This window comes from Gottfriedia luciferensis, assembly GCF_002156865.1.
GTDB classification, from domain to species: domain Bacteria; phylum Bacillota; class Bacilli; order Bacillales; family Bacillaceae_G; genus Gottfriedia; species Gottfriedia luciferensis.
The window spans coordinates 1-20348 of the sequence record NZ_NCTA01000028.1 but is presented as its reverse complement, the minus strand read 5'-3'; the positions used below and the strand labels follow the sequence as shown (position 1 = coordinate 20348).

Below are 20348 nucleotides of genomic sequence, written 5' to 3'. Positions count from 1 at the left end.
GGGAAGGTAGTAAAAACTTATCTTTTTCGAAAATGTCTTTTATGATATATATAATTAACATTAACAGACAGAGCCAATTAAAAAAGTACACTGTAAAAATTTACAGTGTACTTTAATCTTTTTATCGATTATCAATTTTTTCTGGATATAAATCATGGTTCATCATACGATGTTCAGCCATCTTTTCGTATTTTGTACCAGGGCGACCGTAGTTGCAATAAGGATCAATTGAGATTCCACCACGTGGAGTGAATTTTCCCCAAACCTCGATATAACGAGGATCCATTAATTTAATTAAGTCATCCATAATAATATTCATGCAATCCTCATGGAAGTCGCCGTGATTACGGAAGCTAAAGAAGTATAGCTTTAATGATTTACTTTCAACCATTTTTTTCTCAGGAATGTAACTAATATAAATTGTCGCAAAGTCAGGTTGGCCAGTTTTTGGACAAAGTGAAGTGAATTCTGGGAAATTAAACTTTACGAAATAGTCACGGTCAGGGTGAGTATTATCAAATGTTTCTAAAATTCCTGGGTCATATTCAAATAAATATTTCGTATTGTTGCTGCCAAGTAATGATACATCTTCAAGTGAACCTTTTGATCTTCCTACCATTTGAGTTAAACTCCTCTCTTATTTCCCCAAACAAATGCATGTAATTGAGGTAAAACTTTTACATTTTTAAACACATTTGATTTCATTGTTTCATCTATAAGCCATTCATAACGTTTTAACATGTGTTGTAATAATGATTCATTATCCGCGTTCAGCCAGCTATTTCCGACTTGTAAAAAGAACGGGATTTGCGGGAATCTTTGATGAACAGTTTCTGCATAAGCGAAATCTTTTTCATCAAAAATTACAACTTTTAAGCAAACTTTTGGATGGTTTTCTAAGTTTTGAATAATATTTTCCAACAGATCAAAGTCAGTATTCATTCCACTACTAGGTGGTTTAGGTGATAGTGTGACTTCATCAATAAAAGGTAACCAAGATTGCCATTTACTTCCTTGGGTTTCAAGAGCCAAAGTCATTTTTTTCTCTTTTAAAAACTCAACTACAGGCCCTAAAGAAGGAAGTAGGGCAGGGTTTCCGCCGGAAATCGTTATATGTGAAAACGTGTCACCACCTAAATTCACTAAACTCTCCCAAACTTCTTCAGCGGTCATCCATTTTATGTTTTCTTTTTCACTACCGTCCCATGTGAATGAGGAATCACACCAACTACATGAATAATCACAACCTGCAGTACGAATAAACATTGTTTTTTGACCAATCGCCATACCTTCACCTTGAACAGTTGGTCCAAATATCTCAAGTACAGGAATTTTATTCATTGATCATCCACTCCCTACGAGCTTCTGCGTAGCTTGTAGGCGTTTCATATAAGCGAACAAACTCAACTCTAATATCTTGGTCAGGATTTGTTTCATTTTTAAGCGCATTTTCCATTTGCTCAAAAATCCAAACAACCATGTTTTCAGCTGTTGTATTCATTGGAGGAAGCATTTCATTTAAATAACGATGATCTAAATAGATTTCAATTTTTTCTTTCCAAATTTGTTTAATATCACCGAAATCAATGACTAAACCAATCTCATCAACAAAGCCGCTAATACCAAAAATAACTTTATATGTGTGTCCATGTAAATTCTTACATTTACCTTCGTAGCAATGAAGATGATGTGCAGCATCGAAAGTAAATTCTTTATTAACAAGGACACGTTTATGATGATATTTTAACTCTTCTTTTTTGATGTGCTCATCAATTTTATGAAGTCTCTCTACAATCCGAAAGTCAAACATGCTCTGAGGCTCCTTTCGATTGTAGATAACGATCTAAACCAGCTTGACGAAGTTCACAAGCTGGACATTCTCCACAACCATCAGAAATAATGCCATTGTAGCAAGTAAGAGTTTTATTTTTAACGAACTCAAATGCGTTTAATTCATCAGCTAATTTCCAAGTGTCAGCTTTATCAATCCACATCAGTGGAGTATGAATAACAAATGGATAATCCATTGATAGATTAAGAGTTACGTTTAATGATTTAACAAAGATATCTCGGCAGTCAGGGTATCCGCTAAAGTCAGTCTCACAAACACCAGTAATAATGTGCTTTGCGCCTTTTTGTTTAGCAAGTACAGCTGCAAAAGATAAGAATAATAAGTTTCGTCCATCGACAAATGTAGAAGGTAATTCGCCTTCTTCATGCGTTATATCAATATCCGATCTTGTTAAAGCGTTTGGAGCAAGCTGATTTAACAAGGACATATCAAGAATATGATGAGGAATATTTAATTCCTTACATATATCTGCAGCTACGTCTAATTCTAGTTTATGACGTTGATTGTAGTTAAAAGTCACAGCTTCAACTTCACCAAATTGTTGCATAGCCCAGAATAAACAAGTAGTACTGTCTTGGCCACCGCTAAATACTACGATTGCTTTTTCATTTTTCATGTTTCTTCTCTCCTTTACATGTTTAAAAAGAAGAGGGCATCCCAAATAACAAAAATAAAAACAATACGACAAATATTGTTTTTCGCCTTATTTTTTTGTAGAGGGGAGTTTGCGACCTCTACCATAAGTTAAAAAACTTATGGATTTTTTTATTTAATTATCTTTTATTAGATTGTACGTTCAGCGCACAATCAACATTCCCATTATAATCGTTTCGTGACAAAAGAACAAAAACTTTTGTAAGAAAGTAAAAAATTACAAGTCTTTTATCAAAGGAAGAGCAGGAAGAACAGGAAGAACAGGGAATGCAGGGAGAGGCATGGAGGACAGGAGATATTTAGAGGTTAATAAAATTCTCCAATGTTTTTTAAATCTTTTTCCTTAAATCCTTGATCCTGCTCTTGAGCAAGCATCCTGTAACGGAAATCAACCTTCTTTATTAAGAAAGTATTAAGGAAAAATAATCTAAACTAGCCGGTATACATTTTTGTGTACAAGTACACGTATTGTAAACAAATGTATACATTTTTGTGTACAAGTATACATTTTGTAAACATCAGTGTACAAATCTGTACACAAGTTTATGTGTTTACGGTTTTGTATACAAGATGTCAATTTAATTACATTTTTATAATAGTTCTGTAGGGAACATTGACCTGAAGGGGAAAGTTAGATAATCTATTATCAGAATTATCTATAAATATAGGAACCTACAAATGAAAGGGATGATTTTGATGGTAAAAGCACGTATTGCGGCGATTGATGTAGGAAACGATTCACTCAAAGGAATTTTTGGGAAAATGGAAGCTGAAATTAATATTCCTAATATTATTGCAAGAGATACGGAAGATCGTCCAATCATTGGGGTAGAGGAATTAGACAACCAAGATCCGGTTGATGGGATTCATATTCGAGTGCATTCCCCTACTTTAAAGGATAATAATGCAATCTATCGGGTAGGATATTTGGCAACAAAAAGTAGCAATGCAACCGAATTAGACCCGGGAAGCAATAAATCAGAAGAAGACCAAACGCTTATTATGTTATTTGCTGCATTAGCATTAGACGCAGCTCGAGATGAAAATAAAAATAACAAAACTTCAAACAATGTGATTGATGTTACATATATTTTAGGGACAGGCCTTCCACTTAGAGAAGTTAAGGAAGGTAAGGATGTAGGGTACCGCTCGAGACTACTAAGCTCAGTTCATCAAGTGGAGTTTCTAGTGACTCCAAAACACCAAGGATTAAAGGTGAACATTCGATTTGAAGAGGTTAAAGTTTATCCAGAAGGATTTGCTGCTTTTATCAATCTAGTAATGGATAATGAACTAAATATTATTAATAAAGCACTAATTGATAAGAGAATCCTTATCCAAGATATTGGGGGATTATCAACAGACATAGCTGTTATTAAAAATAGGAAAGTAGATGACGATAAAGCGCAGGGCTTTAATTTAGGAGTAGCCGAATCACTTGAAGCGATTCGTGAAGAAATTCGTTCAAAGCATGGAATAGAGTTAGATAGTCGTAGAGATGTAGTTGAAATAATTACAAAGAAAAGTGACCGCAACCATATCATGGTAAAAGGTAGTCGGACAAGCGTTCATGATATTGTTGATCGAGTCCTTTTAGAATTGGCAAAGAAACAGTATCGCCATTTGCGTAATATATGGCAAAAGAATTCGCAAACGGAAATATGCTATTTTATTGGTGGTGGGTCCCTTATCTTAAAGGACTATCTTAAGACATTAAACAATAATCTAGATGGCTACAATATAGACTTCTTTGAAGATGAAAAAGAGAGCATTTGGATGATGGCGAATGCATATTTCAAACTAATTGCAGATTATAATAGAAGAACTCAAAAAGAAAAACAGCCTGAAGAACAAAAACTAGCTAAAACGAAATAAGGTGATTTTATGAAGGAAAAAGAAATAATGAGGGGGCAACCCATAACCTTTCGTATTCCTTCAGATACTCCTGATCAAATCGTTAAGCAATTACAACATTTGAAGGAATCTGAAAGGAGAAATTTTTCAAGTAAAATTGCCGAGTTTGTTATTGAAGGAGTAAATCAAGCTCTTTCAAAACAAAAGCAAACAATTACGATTCCACTTCCAAAAAGCCTCAGTAAGGCTCAAAAAGATTGGTTAAAGCATGAACATTCTGAGGCATTATTAGGGAGTATTGTCTATCAATTATTAACGAATCCAGTCAGAACCGCGGCCCTTCTTACATCCATTAATAGCAATTCATTGGAAATTGATGAGGCGCTTTATTTAAATGAAGAAGTTGCAGCCATTCATGAGTTAGTGGAAGAAAAAAATTATATGAATAACCAGTCCGTTAATAGCAATCTAATGGATGATATAGAGGATGAAGTAGTAAGTACAAACCATGATGATCTAGATCAATTTGATTGGGACACTGCAAGTAAGGATGTAGTTGATTCTAATCAAGAATTAGAAGAAGATATGGATGATCTTCTTGGAGAGTTTCTTGCTCAAATGAATAAATAAAGAATGGGACCGGATAACGTTGTTCGGTCCCATTCTTTATTTCTATTATTGGATATCGTTTTGAGAGATTTGTGACAATGCTTCTCCAGCGCTTTCGTCTGACTGCTGTTGAACAGCTAAATCACCTAATGAAAGCATACCAACAAGATTTCCATTTTCAACGACTGGCAATCTTCTAATCTGATGTTGAGCCATTAAATTTGATGCCTCTTGAAGGCTTGCATTACCGTCGATTGTCACAATATTATTTGACATTACTTGAGAAGCGTTTGAGCTTTCATTCCCAATTCCTCGTAAAGCTAAATCTCGATCTGTGATCATTCCAACAACTTGCCCATTTTCAACAACTGGAATTGCACCGACATTTAATGACTCCATTTTACTTGCTACTGATTGTAAAGAATCCTGATTTGTACAACATTCAACATTTTTTGACATAACATCTCTTACTTTCATGAAAACACCTCCATTGAAATAACAAAGATATTATTTGGAATATCAAATTTATTATTCAGAATATTAATCGTGTAATGGGGCAGTCTGTCATGAAAAGCGTAAGCCTTATTAGAGAAAAATAATGCTGTATTTTACGCTGTTTGAAGTGACCTTTTTCTCAATAGTTCAGGTAAAACAATTCCAATTAGTATTAAGATAATCCCTACATATTGAGAAATTCCAATCGTTTCTTTTAATACAAGAGCTGACATTAGGGTGGCTGTAGGTAATTCCGCAGCTCCTAAAATTGAAGCAAGACCTGAGCCTGTTAAAGGTACTCCTTTTGAAAACATTAATGTAGAGAAAAAAGGTCCAAGAAATCCAAGTATTAAACCATATTTTATCGCCAATTCAACAAATAAACGTCCATTAGTGAAAAAGGTAGGCGGTAGGAAGATCGCACAAATTATAAAGCCACCAGTGATCATTAATGCTGTTTTGGTCATTGGATTTGTTCGTAAAGCAACTCTACCACTAAGTAAAACGAAAATACTATATGAAATAGCTGATAGTAAGCCAAATAAAACGCCAAACCAATTTAATGAACTAATTCCTTCTGTTAATACATTTGTTGCAAATAGCGTACCAATTAGAAGTGGAATTAATGAGAGTAATTTGCTCTTTTCAGGAAGCTTGCGATTAAATATTGATTCTAATAAAACACCGATCCATGTGAATTGGAACATCAATACAATCGCTAAAGAAGCTTGAATATATTGTAAAGCTAAGTAATAAAACATACCTGTTAAACCGGTAGTAGACCCTAAGACGATAAGCAATAAAACATCCCTCTTAGTCGGTTTTATAAACTGTTCACTTTTTAATTTAGACTTTCTACTTTTATTAATCAGCACGATTGACCATAGTAGAATAGCTCCGATAAACATTTGAATTCCAACTACATCATTTACAATAAATCCGTCATTATAAGCTAATTTAACAAAAGTCGATAAAACACCATAACAGGCAGAGCCTATGATGATATAGAATATTCCCTTCAAAATGACACCCCACTTTAAAATGCTATTTTTGTGTATGCTATTGCTAACTCAGTAAAATCAAATAAAAAGAAGTAAAGAGGGGAATCCTCTTTACTTTAGTGTGTAGACAAAGTCCTATTTATCTGATTTTCAGACTGTTTCATATTAATCCATCTCTGTAAGTATTTCTCCGGTAATAAACCTTTCAGAGCTTAATCATTACATTTCTTCTAGTATACCTTTAACTAGGTTAACAAATTTAGAACGTACCATGCTTGCTACTTCGATTACTTCTTCATGGTTTAACGGTTGATCTAAAATACCGCAAGCCATGTTCGTTAGACATGAGATACCTAACACTTTCATACTGCCATGTACTGCAACGATTGCTTCAGGAACTGTTGACATTCCGACAGAATCAGCGCCAAGAGTACGGATCATACGAATTTCTGCAGGCGTTTCGTATGAAGGACCACTCCACCAAGCATATACACCTTGTTGTAATTTAATATCTTGTTTCTCAGCAACGTTTAGAGCAAGACTACGTAATTCTTTATTATATACTTCTGAAACATCTGGGAAGCGAGTTCCTAATTCAGGATTATTAGGTCCAATTAAAGGATTTGTTCCGACTAAGTTAATGTGATCAGTAATTAACATTAAGTCACCAGGGTTAAAGCTTGTATTAACTGCACCACATGCATTTGTTACGATTAATTTTTCAACACCAAGAGCTTTCATTACACGAACAGGAAAAGTTACTTCATCTAAAGTAAAGCCTTCGTAATAATGGAAACGGCCTTTCATCGCAACAACAGTTTGTCCTTTTAATTCACCAATTACTAATTCATTTGCATGTCCAACTGCTTCTGATTTTGCAAAGTGAGGGATTTCGCTGTAAGGGATTACAATTGAGTTTTCAATTTCATCAGCTAAAGTTCCTAAACCTGACCCTAATATTAATCCTACCGTAGGACGGTAATTCGTTTTACTTAAAATAAAATCTTTAGTTTCTAAAATATGTTCAGTTTTATGCATTAATTTTTCCTCCTAAAATGAGTTAAAAATATGATGAAAGTTTGCTTGTTTACATCCTTAGTCTAAATGATATTTTCTAGCTTGTAAATAAACTAAAATTCATTTTGGTAAAAAGTTTTTGCTTATTGACTAAAAACATTGTAAAACCACAGTATAAATAGCTATACTTAATTCATAAAATATAAAAAGTTGAACCTGGATAATAAATAAACACGTTTGATTAAATGTTTTGGAGGCTATCCATGATAAGAGATTTTGTGGGCTATCAATCGCCTAAAACTAAAAGTTTGAAGCTTTTATATAGCTTGATTCGAAAGTTAGGACCAATTAAGGTTAGTTCGTTAACTGAAATGACTGGTTATAAACATACAACTTGTGTTCGATTAATAGATGAATTAGTACAAGCTGGTCTTGTATATGATAGTGGTTTAGGAGAATCAAGTGGTGGACGGAGACCAGTAATGTATGTAATCAATCCAACTGCATTCTACTTAATTGGTGTAGAGATTACGAATTTATTTACAACAGTTCTGCTACTGGATTTAAATTTAAAAATTTTAGAAACAAAAAAATTAAAAATGGACAGCCAAAGTACCGGGGAATATACGATAGATTTTGTAACGAAAAGTGTAAGTGAACTATTAGCACGAAATCATATCCAAAGGGAAAGATTATTAGGGATTGGTATTGGAATATTAGACCCATTTGATGAAGAAAAAGGCGTAATGACGAATTCAGATTCATTTGTAGCTGGTGGATGGGAAGATTTAAACATTGTTGACTATTTAAGTGAAGCAAACCAATGCCCAGTTTTAATTAATAACGGCACTAATTTAGCTGCCTTAGCAGAATACCGTCTAAATTATAGTAAAGAAAATAAAAACATTGTTTTTGTTTCAAGTGATATGGGAATACGATGCGGTATGATTCAACAAGGAAAATTAATCAGTAATAAAAATGAAATGGATGATGCTTTCGGACATATGATTATAGATATTCATGGGCAACGTTGTTCATGTGGTTCGTATGGTTGTCTTCAAGCTTACAGTAGTTTACCAGCTATTCGAGAAGAAGTGGTTAAGCGTATTAAGCGTGGTGAGACCTCTTATTTGAAGGATATTGTGAATGATTTGGAAGAAATAAGTTATCATCAAGTGCTTGAAGCATTAGAAAAAGAAGATCCGCTCTGTTTAGAAGTAATAAAAGAGGCTGCGTATTATTTTGGAATTGGTTTAACGAATCTAATCTATTTAGTACGAACAGATATCGTTATATGCGGTGGGACTCTAGTTCCGAAACCGTTATTTTTTGATGTAGCATCTGAAATAGCACAATCAAGAATGAAAAAATATCCAAATAGTCCTGTGAAAATTATTAAATCAACAACAGCTTATCATATCGTTGCACAAGGTGCAGGGTGTATGGTACTTGATTATTTTACAGAGGAACTTTTGTCATAACTGATAAAAACCGTTAATGAACACATCTAGAATGGATGGTTATTAACGGTTTTTATTTGTTTCAAAGTCCTTTCCATTGATTGTAATGGGTAATCTAAATAAAACGAAAAGAATAGATAGTGACCGACCGTAAAGATCAAGTGAAGATAGAAGAATTGGCAACGTTTTCAAAAAACGCTTGCAATCCTGTACGTACAAGAATATACTAATCTTGTACGTACAGGATGTAAAGTTATAGAAGAAATAGAAAAATAGACGATTTTAGAGGAGGGGGATACTTATGAAACGATTTAGTGAAGATGCAAAACAACTTCTAGAAAGTATTGGTGGCAAAGAAAATATCGCAACCGTAACTCATTGTGCAACACGTATGCGTTTTGTATTAAAAGATGTTAAAAAAGCTGATGAAAAGAAAATTCAAGAAATCAAAATAGTAAAAGGTACTTTTACGCAAGCCGGTCAATTCCAAGTAATCATCGGTAATGAAGTATCAATGTTCTATAATGACTTTGTTAATATTTCTGGGGTAGAGGAAACTTCAAAAGATGAAGCAAAAGTAGCTGCAAGACAAAATATGACATGGCTACAAAGATTGCTTGCACATTTGGCAGAAATCTTCTCACCACTAATTCCCGCAATTGTTGTAGGGGGTCTTATTTTAGGCTTCCGTAATATTATTGGGGATATGAAACTATTAGACCATGGTACAAAAACACTTGTTGAAACCTCACAGTTTTGGGCAGGAACCCATTCATTTTTATGGTTAATTGGAGAAGCAATCTTTCATTTCTTACCTGTTGGTATCACTTGGTCAATTACAAAGAAAATGGGTACTACTCAAATATTAGGGATTGTCCTAGGTATAACACTTGTATCACCGCAATTATTAAATGCTTATGCAGTTGCTGGCGGAGCAGTGCCACCAGTCTGGGATTTCGGTTTTGCTAAAATCGACATGATTGGTTACCAAGCTCAAGTAATTCCAGCTATTTTAGCAGGTTTCACATTAGCAATTTTAGAGACAAATATCCGAAAGATTGTTCCGAGTGCAATTTCGATGATTGTTGTTCCATTCTTTGCACTAGTACCAACTGTGTTAATCGCACATGTAGTATTAGGACCAATAGGCTGGAAAATCGGTTCAGCTATCTCTCACGTAGTATATTCAGGATTAACTTCATCATTTGGATGGTTATTCGCTTTAGTATTTGGTTTCTTCTATGCACCACTTGTTATAACAGGTCTACACCATATGACAAATGCAATTGATCTTCAATTAATGAGTGAGCTTGGTGGAACGAACCTTTGGCCTATGATTGCCTTGTCAAATATTGCACAAGGATCAGCGGTATTAGCAATTATTTACTTAAACCGTAAAAATGAAGAAGAAAAGCAAGTATCAATTCCAGCTGCAATCTCTTGTTTCTTAGGGGTAACTGAGCCAGCCATGTTTGGGATTAACTTAAAGTACGCTTATCCTTTCTTAGCGGCGATGATTGGTTCTGGAATCGCAGGGATTGTTTCAGTTGGTTCAGGAGTAATGGCGAATTCAATCGGTGTGGGAGGCCTTCCTGCAATTTTATCTATACAGGCGAAACATATGGGCATGTTTTCTCTCTCTATGTTAGTTGCTATTGTTATTCCGTTCGTATTAACAATACTCTTTAACAAAAAGAAGTTGCTAGTAAAAAAATCATAATTATTTAAGAGGAAGGAAAGCGTAATTTTCCTTCCTTTCAGATTATTTACAATCAAGGAGTTTAACAAAATGAAGGATTTTAAGAACAGTGTTGTATACCAAATTTATCCTAAGTCTTTTTATGATTCAAATGGAGATGGTTATGGAGACTTAAGGGGGGTTACAGAAAAGCTTGATTACTTAAAAGAATTAGGTGTCGACTACATTTGGTTTACTCCATTTTATGTATCTCCTCAAAATGATAATGGTTATGATGTCGCAGACTATCGAAAAATTGATCCTGCATATGGAACAATGGAAGATTTTGATGAATTGGTGGAAGCTGCTAAAAGTTGTGGAATAGAAATAATGCTAGATATGGTGTTTAACCATACATCTTCTGAGCATGAATGGTTTAAGAAAGCCCTTAAAGGGGAAGAAAAATATAAAAATTATTATATTTTTAGGGAAGGTAAGAATGATCGAGCTCCTACTAATTGGATTTCCAAATTTGGTGGTTCTACATGGGAAAAAGTAGAAAATTCAAATGAATTTTATTTACATTTATTCGACAAAACGCAACCTGATTTGAACTGGGAAAATATTGATGTACAAAATGAAGTATTTGATATCGTTAATTTCTGGATCAATAAAGGAGTAAAAGGATTCCGTTTGGACGTAATCAATCTTATATCAAAGCCTGAAACCTTTATTGATGACGAAATTGGTGATGGTCGAAAATATTATACAGATGGTCCTAAAATACATGAGTATTTAAAGAAATTAAATAAAGAAACGTTCGGAAAAAGCAAAGAGATTATGACAGTTGGTGAAATGTCCTCAACTTCAATTGATCATTGTATCCAATACTCCAATCCTGATGAAAAAGAGTTATCAATGGTCTTTAGCTTCCATCATTTGAAAATTGATTATAAAGATGGACAAAAATGGTCATTAATGGATTTTGATTTTAAAGCGTTAAAAACGATTTTGGATGAATGGCAAAAAGGGATGCAGTCAGGGAATGGTTGGAATGCTTTATTTTGGTGTAATCATGATCAACCACGAATTGTCTCTAGATTAGGAAATGATCAAAAGTACCATAAGGAATCTGCTAAAATGCTAGCTACTTCAATGCATTTGTTAAGAGGGACACCGTATATTTATCAAGGTGAAGAAATAGGGATGCCTAATCCTAAATTTGATCAAATAGAAGACTATCGAGATGTTGAAAGCTTAAATTACTATAAAATTCTAAAAGAAAACGGAATTCCAGAAAACGAGATTATGACAATTTTAAAAAGTAAATCTAGAGATAATTCTCGTACCCCTATGCAATGGAATGATTCAGTAAATGCTGGATTCACTACAGGTAGACCATGGATTTCAACAGGCAAAGATTATAGACACATAAACGTTGAGAAGGCATTAAATGAAGATGATTCTGTGTTTAATCACTATAAAAAACTAATAAAACTAAGAAAAGAATATAAAATTATTGCAGAAGGTACTTATGATTCAATTTTAATGGATCATCATCAAATATTTGCTTATACGCGTAGTTTAGGAAATCAGTTGTTACTAGTAATCAATAATTTTTATAGCCACGATACTGTATTTAAGTTGCCAGATCATATTGACATTAGTGGATGTGAAAAGAAGATATTACTATCTAACTATAACGATTCTAGTCTAAATTTAAATGAATTGACGCTGCGTCCATACGAGTCCGTTTGTTATCTTCTTGAGAAAAATGTGAGAATATAATAAAATTTTTCTAGGTGATGAGAATGAACGCAAAGTATATTTCGATCTATCACAAGCTAATTGAGCAGATCGAAAAGGGTATATTTGCTGTCGGAAGCAAAATACCTTCTGAGAAAACTTTAATGGAACAATTTGATGTTTCCAGAGATACAATTAGAAAATCATTACAGATGCTTGAACAAAACGGGTATATAAATAAGATTAAAGGTAAAGGCTCGTTTATTTTGGATACTGCCAAATTTAATTTTCCCGTTACAGGTTTAATTAGTTTTAAAGAATTATCAAACCAAATTGGTAGAAAAGCAGAAACAATTGTAGAGATTCTTGAAAAGAAAAAACCTAGTAAGTTTGTAAAGGAACAATTACAAATTGACGATCAAACAGCTATTTGGAAAGTTGTTCGTGCTAGAAAAATTGATGGAAAAAGGATTATTTTAGATAAAGAGTACTATAATGCTGAATATGTTGAATTACTTACAAAAGCCATCTGTGAAGGATCAATCTTCGACTACATTGAAAATACATTACATTTAAATATTGGCTTTGCAAAAAAAGAAATCGTTGTTCAATCTTGCACAGAGGATGATCAGAAATATTTGGATTTAGATGGATATGATATGGTAGTTGTTGTAAATACTTTCGTTTACTTAGATGACGGTTCACTATTACAATATGGCCAATCAAGACATCGTCCTGATAAGTTCAAGTTTGTCGATTTTGCGAGAAGAATTCAACAAGTTAATGAATGATATAAGAACCTTATTCAATTGAAATAGGTCAGAGTGTTGAAATATATAACGGTCAATATAAAAAAAGGTCATAGTGAACTTTATTGATGATAAGTTAGTATTTTTTGATGTTCTATTAAAGAATATAAATGTTAATATCATTAGCAATATTTATAAATACGTCAAGCTCAAATCATTACGTAGATCATCTTTTTATAATTTTAAACAATAAGTTGATTGGAACGAAAGGATGCTCGACTCCTATGGGAAATGCGGAAAGGCTAAAGACCCCGCAGGCTTGCCGAGGAGGCTCAGGTTTCGCCCCATGGAAAGCGAGCATCCTGTAGTGGAAATTAACATCACTCTACTTTTTAACAAGATTGTTTCCAATAGCGTAAAAAAACTTCAGCTCAAAGGCTGAAGTTTTTTTATTATCGATCAAGAGAAAAGATTAAACCCATTGCTGAAACTTCTAAATCCAATTTAATTATTTTATAAACGGGATGAGTATCACTTATTTTTCTACTTTGAAGTTCTTGCTTTACTTCATTATATAATGTAGTAGAAAGCAATTTACTTTTCTCATTAAATGATTGACCTTGATTTTCATTGATTATGCGAGTAGCAGCATTCATAAAACGATCTAACTTAGTGATGAGAGATTCAAATATAAATTGTGTATTACTCGATAATCCATAATGTCCGAAGCAAATAGCATCTGGATTAAATTCTTGAATTTTTCTTAATGAATTAAGCGTCGACTCATATGAAAATTGATTAGGCGATGTAGATGGTAAAATATAGGTTCCAATTTCATTTTGAAGTTGAGGATAATAAATGCCAAGTGTGTCCCCAGTATACATAAACTTACTAGCTGAATCGAATATAGAAATATGGTGCTTTGCATGACCAGGTGTATATAAAAATGTAAGTATACGATTTTTACTGAGTTGAAGCTCTTCTCCATCTTCAACTTGACGAATCCTACTTGCTTGAATCGGAAGGATAGGATTAAATAAACGATCAAAATCATCACCATAAACTTGTTTTGCACTCGCAATTAGTTTTGTTGGATCCTCTAAATGAGGTGCACCTTTAGGATGTACAAAAAGTGTAGCATTAGGACATTTCTCCATTAATAAGCCAGCGCCACCTGAATGATCTAAATGTATATGAGTTACAATGATATTTTTTATTCTTTCAAAAGGAATTTGTAATTCTTTTAAGCCTTTTAACAAATGTTCATGAGAAGGACTTGCACTTGTTTCAATAATCGTTACATCATTATCTAATATAAAATAACTACCTGTTCGTTCTTGAAATGATAAATCGAATAAATCAATTAAATATGTACTAAATCCTAAATTTTGCATGATCTACCTCCATTTATGATTAAAAAGCTCGAAAAATTGGTTTAATTTTACTATAAAATAAATATTCATAGGTTTGAAGAGTTTTTTAATTAAATTGGTATTTAGAATTAGACTTTTTCATGGAAAATAATTACTATTACTATATAAGGAAGTAGGAGGAATGTAAAATGAGTATTTATGATTTTCAAGTTAAAGATAGCAAAGGCGAAAGTATAGCTCTTTCAAAATATGAAAATAAAGTGGTTATTGTTGTAAATACTGCAAGTGCATGTGGTTATACTCCTCAATATAAAGATTTACAAGCATTATATGAAGAATACAAAGAGCAAGGATTAGTTATCCTTGGATTCCCATGTAATCAATTTATGAATCAAGAGCCTGGTTCAAATGAAGAAATTCAAAGCTTTTGTGAATTAAATTATGGTGTTACATTCCCGGTTTTCGGAAAAATTGATGTAAATGGCGAAAAAGCAGACCCTTTATTTAAATATTTATCTGCGGAAGCACCTGGAATTATGGGATTAAAATCAATTAAATGGAACTTTACTAAATTTATCATTGATAAAAAAGGTGAAGTAATTGAAAGGTTTGCTCCTCAAACGAACCCACAAGAAATGAGATCAGTAATTGAAAAATTGTTAAAAGCATAAAACCTTCACTTTTGTGAAGGTTTTTTTACTCTCTCTCTATCTGTTTTAAATCAAGCATGCGACCTTGAATTCCACTACAGGATGCTCGCTTTCCGTGGGGCGAGACCTGAGCCTCCTCGTCACGTTCGTTCCTGCGGGGTCTCAGCCTTCCCGCATCTCCCACAGGAGTCGAGCATCCTTTCGTTCCATTCAATTTGTTATAAATTAAGGTTATTTCTTTTAAATAAATTAACCTCAGTTCTAATACTTTATTTTGAACTATTTTAATTTCTACGAAGTTCAGTTTTAACAATAACATTCACTTAGTCTTTTTCATTACAAAATTTGCGGGTTTCAATTGTTTTACGATTATAGAAAAATGTTATAATATCACTAGTCAATATATGGAGGTACGTAGTATGAATAAGCAAGAAATCATTTTACAATTAGAGCAATATGTTCGTAATCTACATCAAGGGGATAGTAGTGGTCATGACTGGTATCATATAGACCGTGTTAGAAATTTAGCCGTCCATATAGCAGAAAAAGAAAATGCCAATGTATTTATTGTAGAATGTGCAGCACTTGTACATGATGTAATCGATGATAAATTACATGATGATTTAGCTTCACAAAAAATTCAATTAGAAAATATCCTAAAGGAACTTTTAAATAATAGCGAAGAAGTAAATGAAGTATTGTACATAATTGAAAATATCTCCTATAAAGGGGGGAACGGGGTTATTCCAACTTCTTTAGAAGGTAAAATTGTGCAAGATGCTGATCGTTTGGATGCAATCGGTGCAATTGGTGTAGCTAGAACTTTTGCCTACGGAGGTAAAAAAAATCGTAGTATGTATAATCCTGATTTTAAAATAAGGGAAAATATGACGATCGAGGAATATAGAAGTGATCAAAGTTCGTCATTACATCATTTTTATGAAAAAATCTTAAAACTGAAAGATTTAATGAATACAAAAGTAGCATATGAAATTGCAAATGAGAGACATCAATTTGTAGAAAATTTTATTGACCAATTTATGAAAGAGTGGAATTTCAAGATATGAAGATTTTAAGTGTAGAAAATTTAATGAAAACATATGGTGAAAAAACTTTATTTGATAAAATTTCATTCACCGTAAGTGAAGGTCAAAAAATTGGTTTATTAGGTATAAATGGTACCGGAAAATCAAGTTTATTAAAAATTATTGCGGGTGTTGAATCAGCCGATGACGGAAAAATAACAACGCCTAAAGATTATGTGATTAGTTATTTACCTCAGCATGAGGATTTTAATAAAAACCAAACGATTCTTGAAGCAGTTTTTGAGAGTGAAGATAAAGTAATGGTTTTAGTACAATCTTATGAAAAAACATTACAATCTCTTCAAGAAGATCCTTCTAATCAAACCTTACAGAATGAATTATTAAAACTACAGGCGGAAATGGATACAACAAATGGTTGGGACCTTGAGGCAAATGCTAAAACAATCTTATCTAAATTAGGACTAACTAATTTAAATTTAGATGTTTCTTTGCTTTCTGGAGGTCAGAAAAAAAGGGTAGCCTTAGCAAAGGCATTAATACATCCTTGTGATTTATTAATATTAGATGAACCAACTAACCATTTGGACTATGAATGTATTGTGTTTTTACAAGAATATGTAAAAAGACTTCAAAATGCAGTCTTATTTGTTACGCACGATCGCTATTTCCTAGACGAAGTAACTACTGCATTATTAGAACTTTCAAACGGTAATATTTATCGTTATGAAGGAAATTATCAATATTATATTGAACAAAGAGCTTCTAGAGAAGAACAAGAAGCTGCAACTAACGAAAAAAGAAACAATTTATTTAGAAGAGAATTAGCCTGGATGCGCAGAGGGGCTAAGGCTAGAACAACAAAACAAAAAGCTCGAATCCAGCGTTTTGAGGATCTTTCTGGTAAGATTGGTCAAAATGAAAAAGCAGAAATGGAAATGAACTTTCAACAAACGCGCTTAGGAAAGAAAGTTGTAGAATTTAAACATGTTAGTAAATCATTTAACGAGAAAAAGATTTTAGATAATTTTAATTTACTATTGCTACAAACTGATCGCATTGGAATAATTGGCGAAAATGGTGCTGGGAAAACGACTTTACTTAAAATGCTTGTTGGAGATGAACAAGTTAATGAAGGAGAAATTGAAGTTGGGCAAACAGTTAAAGTAGCCTATTATACTCAGATTCAAGAAAATATAAATCCTACAATGAGGATGATTGATTATATAAAAGAAGAAGCAGAGGTCATTCATACCCCGGATGGAAAAACGATTTCTGCTTCACAAATGCTCGAAACTTTCTTATTCCCTCCACATTCGCACGGAGTACAAATAGGGAAGCTTTCTGGTGGCGAAAAGAGAAGATTATATTTATTAAAGCTATTAATGACTGCTCCTAATTTATTATTACTAGATGAGCCTACTAATGATTTAGACATAGATACATTAACAGTGTTAGAAGATTATATAGAGAATTTTTCTGGAGTAGTAGTGACTGTTTCACATGATCGTTATTTCCTTGATAAAGTTACAAATAAATTATTAATTTTTGAAGGAAATGGAAAAGTTTCAACTACTTTAGAAAGCTACACAGAGTATTTAGAACGTCTATCAAATGAAAAACGTGAAATAGAGTTGGAAAAAGTAGCGATTGAAAAACCTGTATATCAAAAAGAACAAAAGAAAAAACGATTATCTTATCAAGAACAAAAAGAGTGGGAAAATATCGAGTCAGATATCGAGAAAATTGAAAATGACATCGAATTATTAAATGAAAAACTTCTTGAAGTAGGTTCAAATTTTGAAGAGGCTTTTAAACTTTCTAAAGAAATCGAGGAAAAAGAAGCCCAATTAGAGTTTAAGATGGAACGATGGTCGATTTTAAGTGACCTTGTTGAAAGTTTAAAGTAAAACATTAATTTTGAGTTTTAAGTAAGTTACACTCTTAATTAATAAATCATTTTTATTTCATAATGATAATTTTGTTTCAAGAAGCTACTAAAAATACCGTTTTCTCTTTTTTACGAACGTACAATAATTTTGTATTGTAGTAAAAAAGTAAAGGAGATGGTAATAATGATTAATAGTGTAGTGATTGTAGGTAGATTAACGAAACAACCGATTTTACAAACTACATCAAACGGTAAGAAAACTACTTTTATTAATATTGCTACGAATGTCTATTCAGAGTATTTGAGGAAAAGTAGAACAAATTATGTTTCCGTAAAACTATGGGGTCAGATCGCTGAATACGCTGCGAGCAAAGGCAAAAAAGGTATGGAGGTATCAATCTCAGGGGTTATTAAAACTTCTAGTTATGTTAACGAAACCGAAAAACCGGTTTATGTTACTGAGATTGTAGTCGAGAAATTTCATCTCTTTACAAGTCAAATAGAAGAGTTAAATCATGATGAAGGTAACGCAAATTTAAAAGAATTTGAACAATTTGTGAAGGCGTTACAATAGTGAGAATCTCCTCTTTTTGATAAAATGGATTAAAATAACAAAAAGAGGAGATTAAAATGAAGATTAAATCAATCGAACCAACACCGAGTCCTAATACAATGAAAGTGTTATTAGATGAAGAATTGCCATCAGGAAGCAGAAATCATTATTCTCTTGATAATATTGAAAAGGCACCGATTATCATTAAAGAAATCTTAGCAATAGAAGGTATAAAAAGTGTATATCATGTTGCTGATTTTATTGCGATTGATCGTAAGTCTAATGCAAATTGGCAAACAATCTTACTACAAGTCCGCAATGTGTTTGGAGAAGAGCTTACCGATGAGACTTCAGAAGAAGCGGTTATTGATAACCACTTTGGAGAGGTCCAAGTATTTGTTCAAATGTACCATAACATTCCAATGCAATTAAAATTAATTGTAAATGGTGAAGAACAACGTGCTGCTTTACCACCATATTATAAAGAAGCAATCATGAAGTTAACGACTTCATCGTTGAATGTTGTATTTGAAAGACAATGGATTGATTATGGAATAAGGTATGGAGAATTAGCGACAATTGAAAAAGAAATTATTGATGAATTGACTGCAACACATACTGAAACAGACATAAAGAATATTGTTGATCAAGTATTGACGAATGATTCATCTATTTCAGAGAAAGTAGAAGTTCCAAAATTTGAACCATTTACAGCGGATATTTTTGAAGAAAAAGATTGGAAAAAAAGATATGCAAGGTTTGTCAAAATCGATCCAAAAATTGAAGACTTACCATTGTTAAAAATAGCGCTAGAAGATGAGCATGTTTCGATAAGAAGATTAGCTACAGCTTATTTAGGTATGTTAAAATCTAAATTAGTGTTACCATATTTATATGAGGCATTAAATGATAAAGCAGTAGGTGTTCGACGTATTGCTGGAGACTGTCTATCAGACTTAGGTTTTGAAGAGGCAATGCCCGCTATGATTGAAGCATTAAAAGATCCAAGTAAAATAGTCAGATGGCGTGCAGCAATGTTTCTTTTTGAACTTGGAGATGAAAGTGCAATTCCAGCATTAAGAGCTGCTTTAGATGACCCAGAATTCGAAGTGAAGTTACAAGTTCAACTTGCACTACATAGAATTGAAAATGGCGAAGAAGCATTAGGATCTGTATGGAAACAAATGACTGAACGAATGAAACTAGAAAATGATAAAGGAGAAACAAAACAATGAATGCATACGATGAGTATATGAAAGGGATTGTAAAACCAATGAGAGAGGAACTAACATCTAATGGTTTTACAGAGTTAACGACTGGAGAAGAAGTAGAATCATTTATGAATCAATTAAATGATACAGCTTTTTTTGTAATTAATTCAGTTTGTGGATGCGCAGCTGGTTTAGCTAGACCCTCAGCAGTACAAGCAATCGTTGAGGCTGAAAATAAACCAGCTCATTGCATGACAGTTTTTGCAGGACAAGATAAGGATGCTACTGCTACATTAAGAGAATATTTAGCTGAATTCCCACCATCTTCACCATCAATGGCTGTATTTAAAGGGAAAGAGGTTGTTGGATTTATACCACGTGAACAAATAGAAGGTTCAAGTCCTGAAGAGATTAAAGCTAGAATTCAGTCAATATTTGAACAAATGTAAAAAGAGGATATTTCCTCTTTTCAGACTGTTGACAAACGCTCGCTTTCTTCGTTACTTCGCCTG

20 protein-coding genes are annotated in these 20348 nt (G+C 33.0%); 12 read left to right on the top strand and 8 right to left on the bottom strand.

What is annotated here, in order from left to right:
- Positions 1 to 121: 121 nt before the first annotated feature.
- The 4 genes from queF to queC are packed head-to-tail and all read right to left on the bottom strand — an operon-like array spanning position 122 to position 2468.
- The gene (gene queF, locus B7R67_RS16015; protein ID WP_088012612.1) at positions 122 to 619 is read right to left on the bottom strand and encodes a preQ(1) synthase; all 498 of its coding nucleotides are present in this window, start codon (positions 617 to 619) and stop codon (positions 122 to 124) included.
- 5 nt (positions 620 to 624) lie between these two features.
- The gene (queE, locus tag B7R67_RS16010; RefSeq protein WP_088071996.1) at positions 625 to 1341 is read right to left on the bottom strand and encodes a 7-carboxy-7-deazaguanine synthase QueE; all 717 of its coding nucleotides are present in this window, start codon (positions 1339 to 1341) and stop codon (positions 625 to 627) included.
- Positions 1334 to 1810 carry a 6-carboxytetrahydropterin synthase QueD gene (queD, locus tag B7R67_RS16005; protein WP_088071995.1) on the bottom strand — a complete coding sequence of 159 codons (477 nt, stop codon included), beginning with the start codon at positions 1808 to 1810 and terminating at the stop codon, positions 1334 to 1336. The genes queE and queD overlap by 8 nt, the downstream gene beginning before the upstream one ends.
- Positions 1803 to 2468, bottom strand: coding sequence for a 7-cyano-7-deazaguanine synthase QueC (queC, locus tag B7R67_RS16000; RefSeq protein WP_088071994.1), 666 nt, complete (start codon positions 2466 to 2468; stop codon positions 1803 to 1805). The genes queD and queC overlap by 8 nt, the downstream gene beginning before the upstream one ends.
- A 734-nt stretch (positions 2469 to 3202) precedes the next feature.
- Here queC and B7R67_RS15995 point away from each other — a divergent pair.
- Positions 3203 to 4381 (top strand): ParM/StbA family protein, encoded by a 1179-nt coding sequence (locus B7R67_RS15995; protein WP_088072075.1) that lies wholly within the window; start codon positions 3203 to 3205, stop codon positions 4379 to 4381.
- 9 nt (positions 4382 to 4390) lie between these two features.
- On the top strand, positions 4391 to 4990 hold the full coding sequence (locus tag B7R67_RS15990) for a hypothetical protein (RefSeq protein ID WP_088071993.1): 600 nt from the start codon (positions 4391 to 4393) through the stop codon (positions 4988 to 4990).
- Positions 4991 to 5035: 45 nt separating this feature from the next.
- Here the strand turns inward: B7R67_RS15990 and B7R67_RS15985 are convergent, their stop codons facing one another.
- The 3 genes from B7R67_RS15985 to B7R67_RS15975 form a co-directional block, all read right to left on the bottom strand.
- Positions 5036 to 5446 (bottom strand): CBS domain-containing protein, encoded by a 411-nt coding sequence (locus tag B7R67_RS15985; RefSeq protein ID WP_235822187.1) that lies wholly within the window; start codon positions 5444 to 5446, stop codon positions 5036 to 5038.
- A 131-nt stretch (positions 5447 to 5577) separates the two neighbouring features.
- Positions 5578 to 6486, bottom strand: coding sequence for an EamA family transporter (locus B7R67_RS15980; protein ID WP_088071992.1), 909 nt, complete (start codon positions 6484 to 6486; stop codon positions 5578 to 5580).
- Positions 6487 to 6684: 198 nt separating this feature from the next.
- Positions 6685 to 7503: a purine-nucleoside phosphorylase gene (locus tag B7R67_RS15975; RefSeq protein WP_088071991.1), complete on the bottom strand. Its 819-nt coding sequence runs from the start codon at positions 7501 to 7503 to the stop codon at positions 6685 to 6687.
- Between the two features lie 242 nt (positions 7504 to 7745).
- Here B7R67_RS15975 and B7R67_RS15970 point away from each other — a divergent pair, with 242 nt between their 5' ends.
- From B7R67_RS15970 to treR, 4 genes are all read left to right on the top strand, one after another.
- The gene (locus B7R67_RS15970; RefSeq protein ID WP_088071990.1) at positions 7746 to 8963 is read left to right on the top strand and encodes an ROK family transcriptional regulator; all 1218 of its coding nucleotides are present in this window, start codon (positions 7746 to 7748) and stop codon (positions 8961 to 8963) included.
- Between the two features lie 280 nt (positions 8964 to 9243).
- Positions 9244 to 10662 carry a PTS system trehalose-specific EIIBC component gene (gene treP / locus B7R67_RS15965; RefSeq protein WP_088071989.1) on the top strand — a complete coding sequence of 473 codons (1419 nt, stop codon included), beginning with the start codon at positions 9244 to 9246 and terminating at the stop codon, positions 10660 to 10662.
- Between the two features lie 69 nt (positions 10663 to 10731).
- Complete coding sequence (gene treC / locus B7R67_RS15960; protein WP_088071988.1) at positions 10732 to 12408, top strand: alpha,alpha-phosphotrehalase; 1677 nt, start codon at positions 10732 to 10734, stop codon at positions 12406 to 12408.
- Positions 12409 to 12431: 23 nt separating this feature from the next.
- A complete protein-coding gene (gene treR / locus B7R67_RS15955; protein ID WP_088071987.1) occupies positions 12432 to 13157 on the top strand; it encodes a trehalose operon repressor in 726 nt (241 codons plus the stop codon).
- Positions 13158 to 13567: 410 nt separating this feature from the next.
- On the opposite strand, the gene B7R67_RS15950 is transcribed toward treR, so the two are convergent.
- A complete protein-coding gene (locus tag B7R67_RS15950) occupies positions 13568 to 14509 on the bottom strand; it encodes an MBL fold metallo-hydrolase (RefSeq protein ID WP_088071986.1) in 942 nt (313 codons plus the stop codon).
- Between the two features lie 167 nt (positions 14510 to 14676).
- On the opposite strand from B7R67_RS15950, the gene B7R67_RS15945 reads away from it, so the two are divergent.
- The 6 genes from B7R67_RS15945 to B7R67_RS15915 all read left to right on the top strand — a co-directional run bounded on the left by B7R67_RS15945 (position 14677) and on the right by B7R67_RS15915 (position 20285).
- Positions 14677 to 15159, top strand: coding sequence for a glutathione peroxidase (locus tag B7R67_RS15945; RefSeq protein WP_088071985.1), 483 nt, complete (start codon positions 14677 to 14679; stop codon positions 15157 to 15159).
- Positions 15160 to 15557: 398 nt separating this feature from the next.
- Complete coding sequence (locus tag B7R67_RS15935; protein ID WP_088071983.1) at positions 15558 to 16205, top strand: HD domain-containing protein; 648 nt, start codon at positions 15558 to 15560, stop codon at positions 16203 to 16205.
- Entirely contained in the window at positions 16202 to 18091 is a 1890-nt protein-coding gene (locus B7R67_RS15930) for an ABC-F family ATP-binding cassette domain-containing protein (protein ID WP_088071982.1), read from the top strand. The genes B7R67_RS15935 and B7R67_RS15930 overlap by 4 nt, the downstream gene beginning before the upstream one ends.
- A 165-nt stretch (positions 18092 to 18256) precedes the next feature.
- Complete coding sequence (locus tag B7R67_RS15925) at positions 18257 to 18646, top strand: single-stranded DNA-binding protein (RefSeq protein ID WP_158095132.1); 390 nt, start codon at positions 18257 to 18259, stop codon at positions 18644 to 18646.
- 56 nt (positions 18647 to 18702) lie between these two features.
- Positions 18703 to 19860, top strand: a complete 1158-nt coding sequence (locus B7R67_RS15920; RefSeq protein WP_088071980.1) for a conserved virulence factor C family protein — start codon at positions 18703 to 18705, stop codon at positions 19858 to 19860.
- The gene (locus tag B7R67_RS15915) at positions 19857 to 20285 is read left to right on the top strand and encodes a BrxA/BrxB family bacilliredoxin (RefSeq protein WP_088071979.1); all 429 of its coding nucleotides are present in this window, start codon (positions 19857 to 19859) and stop codon (positions 20283 to 20285) included. The genes B7R67_RS15920 and B7R67_RS15915 overlap by 4 nt, the downstream gene beginning before the upstream one ends.
- The last annotated feature ends 63 nt before the right edge of the window (positions 20286 to 20348 follow it).

What these genes read in the sequence shown, in the direction of transcription:
- queF (WP_088012612.1), bottom strand. Translation starts at nt 619, where the DNA reads ATGGTAGGAAGATCAAAAGGTTCACTTGAAGATGTATCATTACTTGGC.
- queE (WP_088071996.1), bottom strand. Translation starts at nt 1,341, where the DNA reads ATGAATAAAATTCCTGTACTTGAGATATTTGGACCAACTGTTCAAGGT.
- queD (WP_088071995.1), bottom strand. Translation starts at nt 1,810, where the DNA reads ATGTTTGACTTTCGGATTGTAGAGAGACTTCATAAAATTGATGAGCAC.
- queC (WP_088071994.1), bottom strand. Translation starts at nt 2,468, where the DNA reads ATGAAAAATGAAAAAGCAATCGTAGTATTTAGCGGTGGCCAAGACAGT.
- B7R67_RS15995 (WP_088072075.1), top strand. Translation starts at nt 3,203, where the DNA reads ATGGTAAAAGCACGTATTGCGGCGATTGATGTAGGAAACGATTCACTC.
- B7R67_RS15990 (WP_088071993.1), top strand. Translation starts at nt 4,391, where the DNA reads ATGAAGGAAAAAGAAATAATGAGGGGGCAACCCATAACCTTTCGTATT.
- B7R67_RS15985 (WP_235822187.1), bottom strand. Translation starts at nt 5,446, where the DNA reads ATGAAAGTAAGAGATGTTATGTCAAAAAATGTTGAATGTTGTACAAAT.
- B7R67_RS15975 (WP_088071991.1), bottom strand. Translation starts at nt 7,503, where the DNA reads ATGCATAAAACTGAACATATTTTAGAAACTAAAGATTTTATTTTAAGT.
- B7R67_RS15970 (WP_088071990.1), top strand. Translation starts at nt 7,746, where the DNA reads ATGATAAGAGATTTTGTGGGCTATCAATCGCCTAAAACTAAAAGTTTG.
- treP (WP_088071989.1), top strand. Translation starts at nt 9,244, where the DNA reads ATGAAACGATTTAGTGAAGATGCAAAACAACTTCTAGAAAGTATTGGT.
- treC (WP_088071988.1), top strand. Translation starts at nt 10,732, where the DNA reads ATGAAGGATTTTAAGAACAGTGTTGTATACCAAATTTATCCTAAGTCT.
- treR (WP_088071987.1), top strand. Translation starts at nt 12,432, where the DNA reads ATGAACGCAAAGTATATTTCGATCTATCACAAGCTAATTGAGCAGATC.
- B7R67_RS15950 (WP_088071986.1), bottom strand. Translation starts at nt 14,509, where the DNA reads ATGCAAAATTTAGGATTTAGTACATATTTAATTGATTTATTCGATTTA.
- B7R67_RS15945 (WP_088071985.1), top strand. Translation starts at nt 14,677, where the DNA reads ATGAGTATTTATGATTTTCAAGTTAAAGATAGCAAAGGCGAAAGTATA.
- B7R67_RS15935 (WP_088071983.1), top strand. Translation starts at nt 15,558, where the DNA reads ATGAATAAGCAAGAAATCATTTTACAATTAGAGCAATATGTTCGTAAT.
- B7R67_RS15930 (WP_088071982.1), top strand. Translation starts at nt 16,202, where the DNA reads ATGAAGATTTTAAGTGTAGAAAATTTAATGAAAACATATGGTGAAAAA.
- B7R67_RS15925 (WP_158095132.1), top strand. Translation starts at nt 18,257, where the DNA reads ATGATTAATAGTGTAGTGATTGTAGGTAGATTAACGAAACAACCGATT.
- B7R67_RS15920 (WP_088071980.1), top strand. Translation starts at nt 18,703, where the DNA reads ATGAAGATTAAATCAATCGAACCAACACCGAGTCCTAATACAATGAAA.
- B7R67_RS15915 (WP_088071979.1), top strand. Translation starts at nt 19,857, where the DNA reads ATGAATGCATACGATGAGTATATGAAAGGGATTGTAAAACCAATGAGA.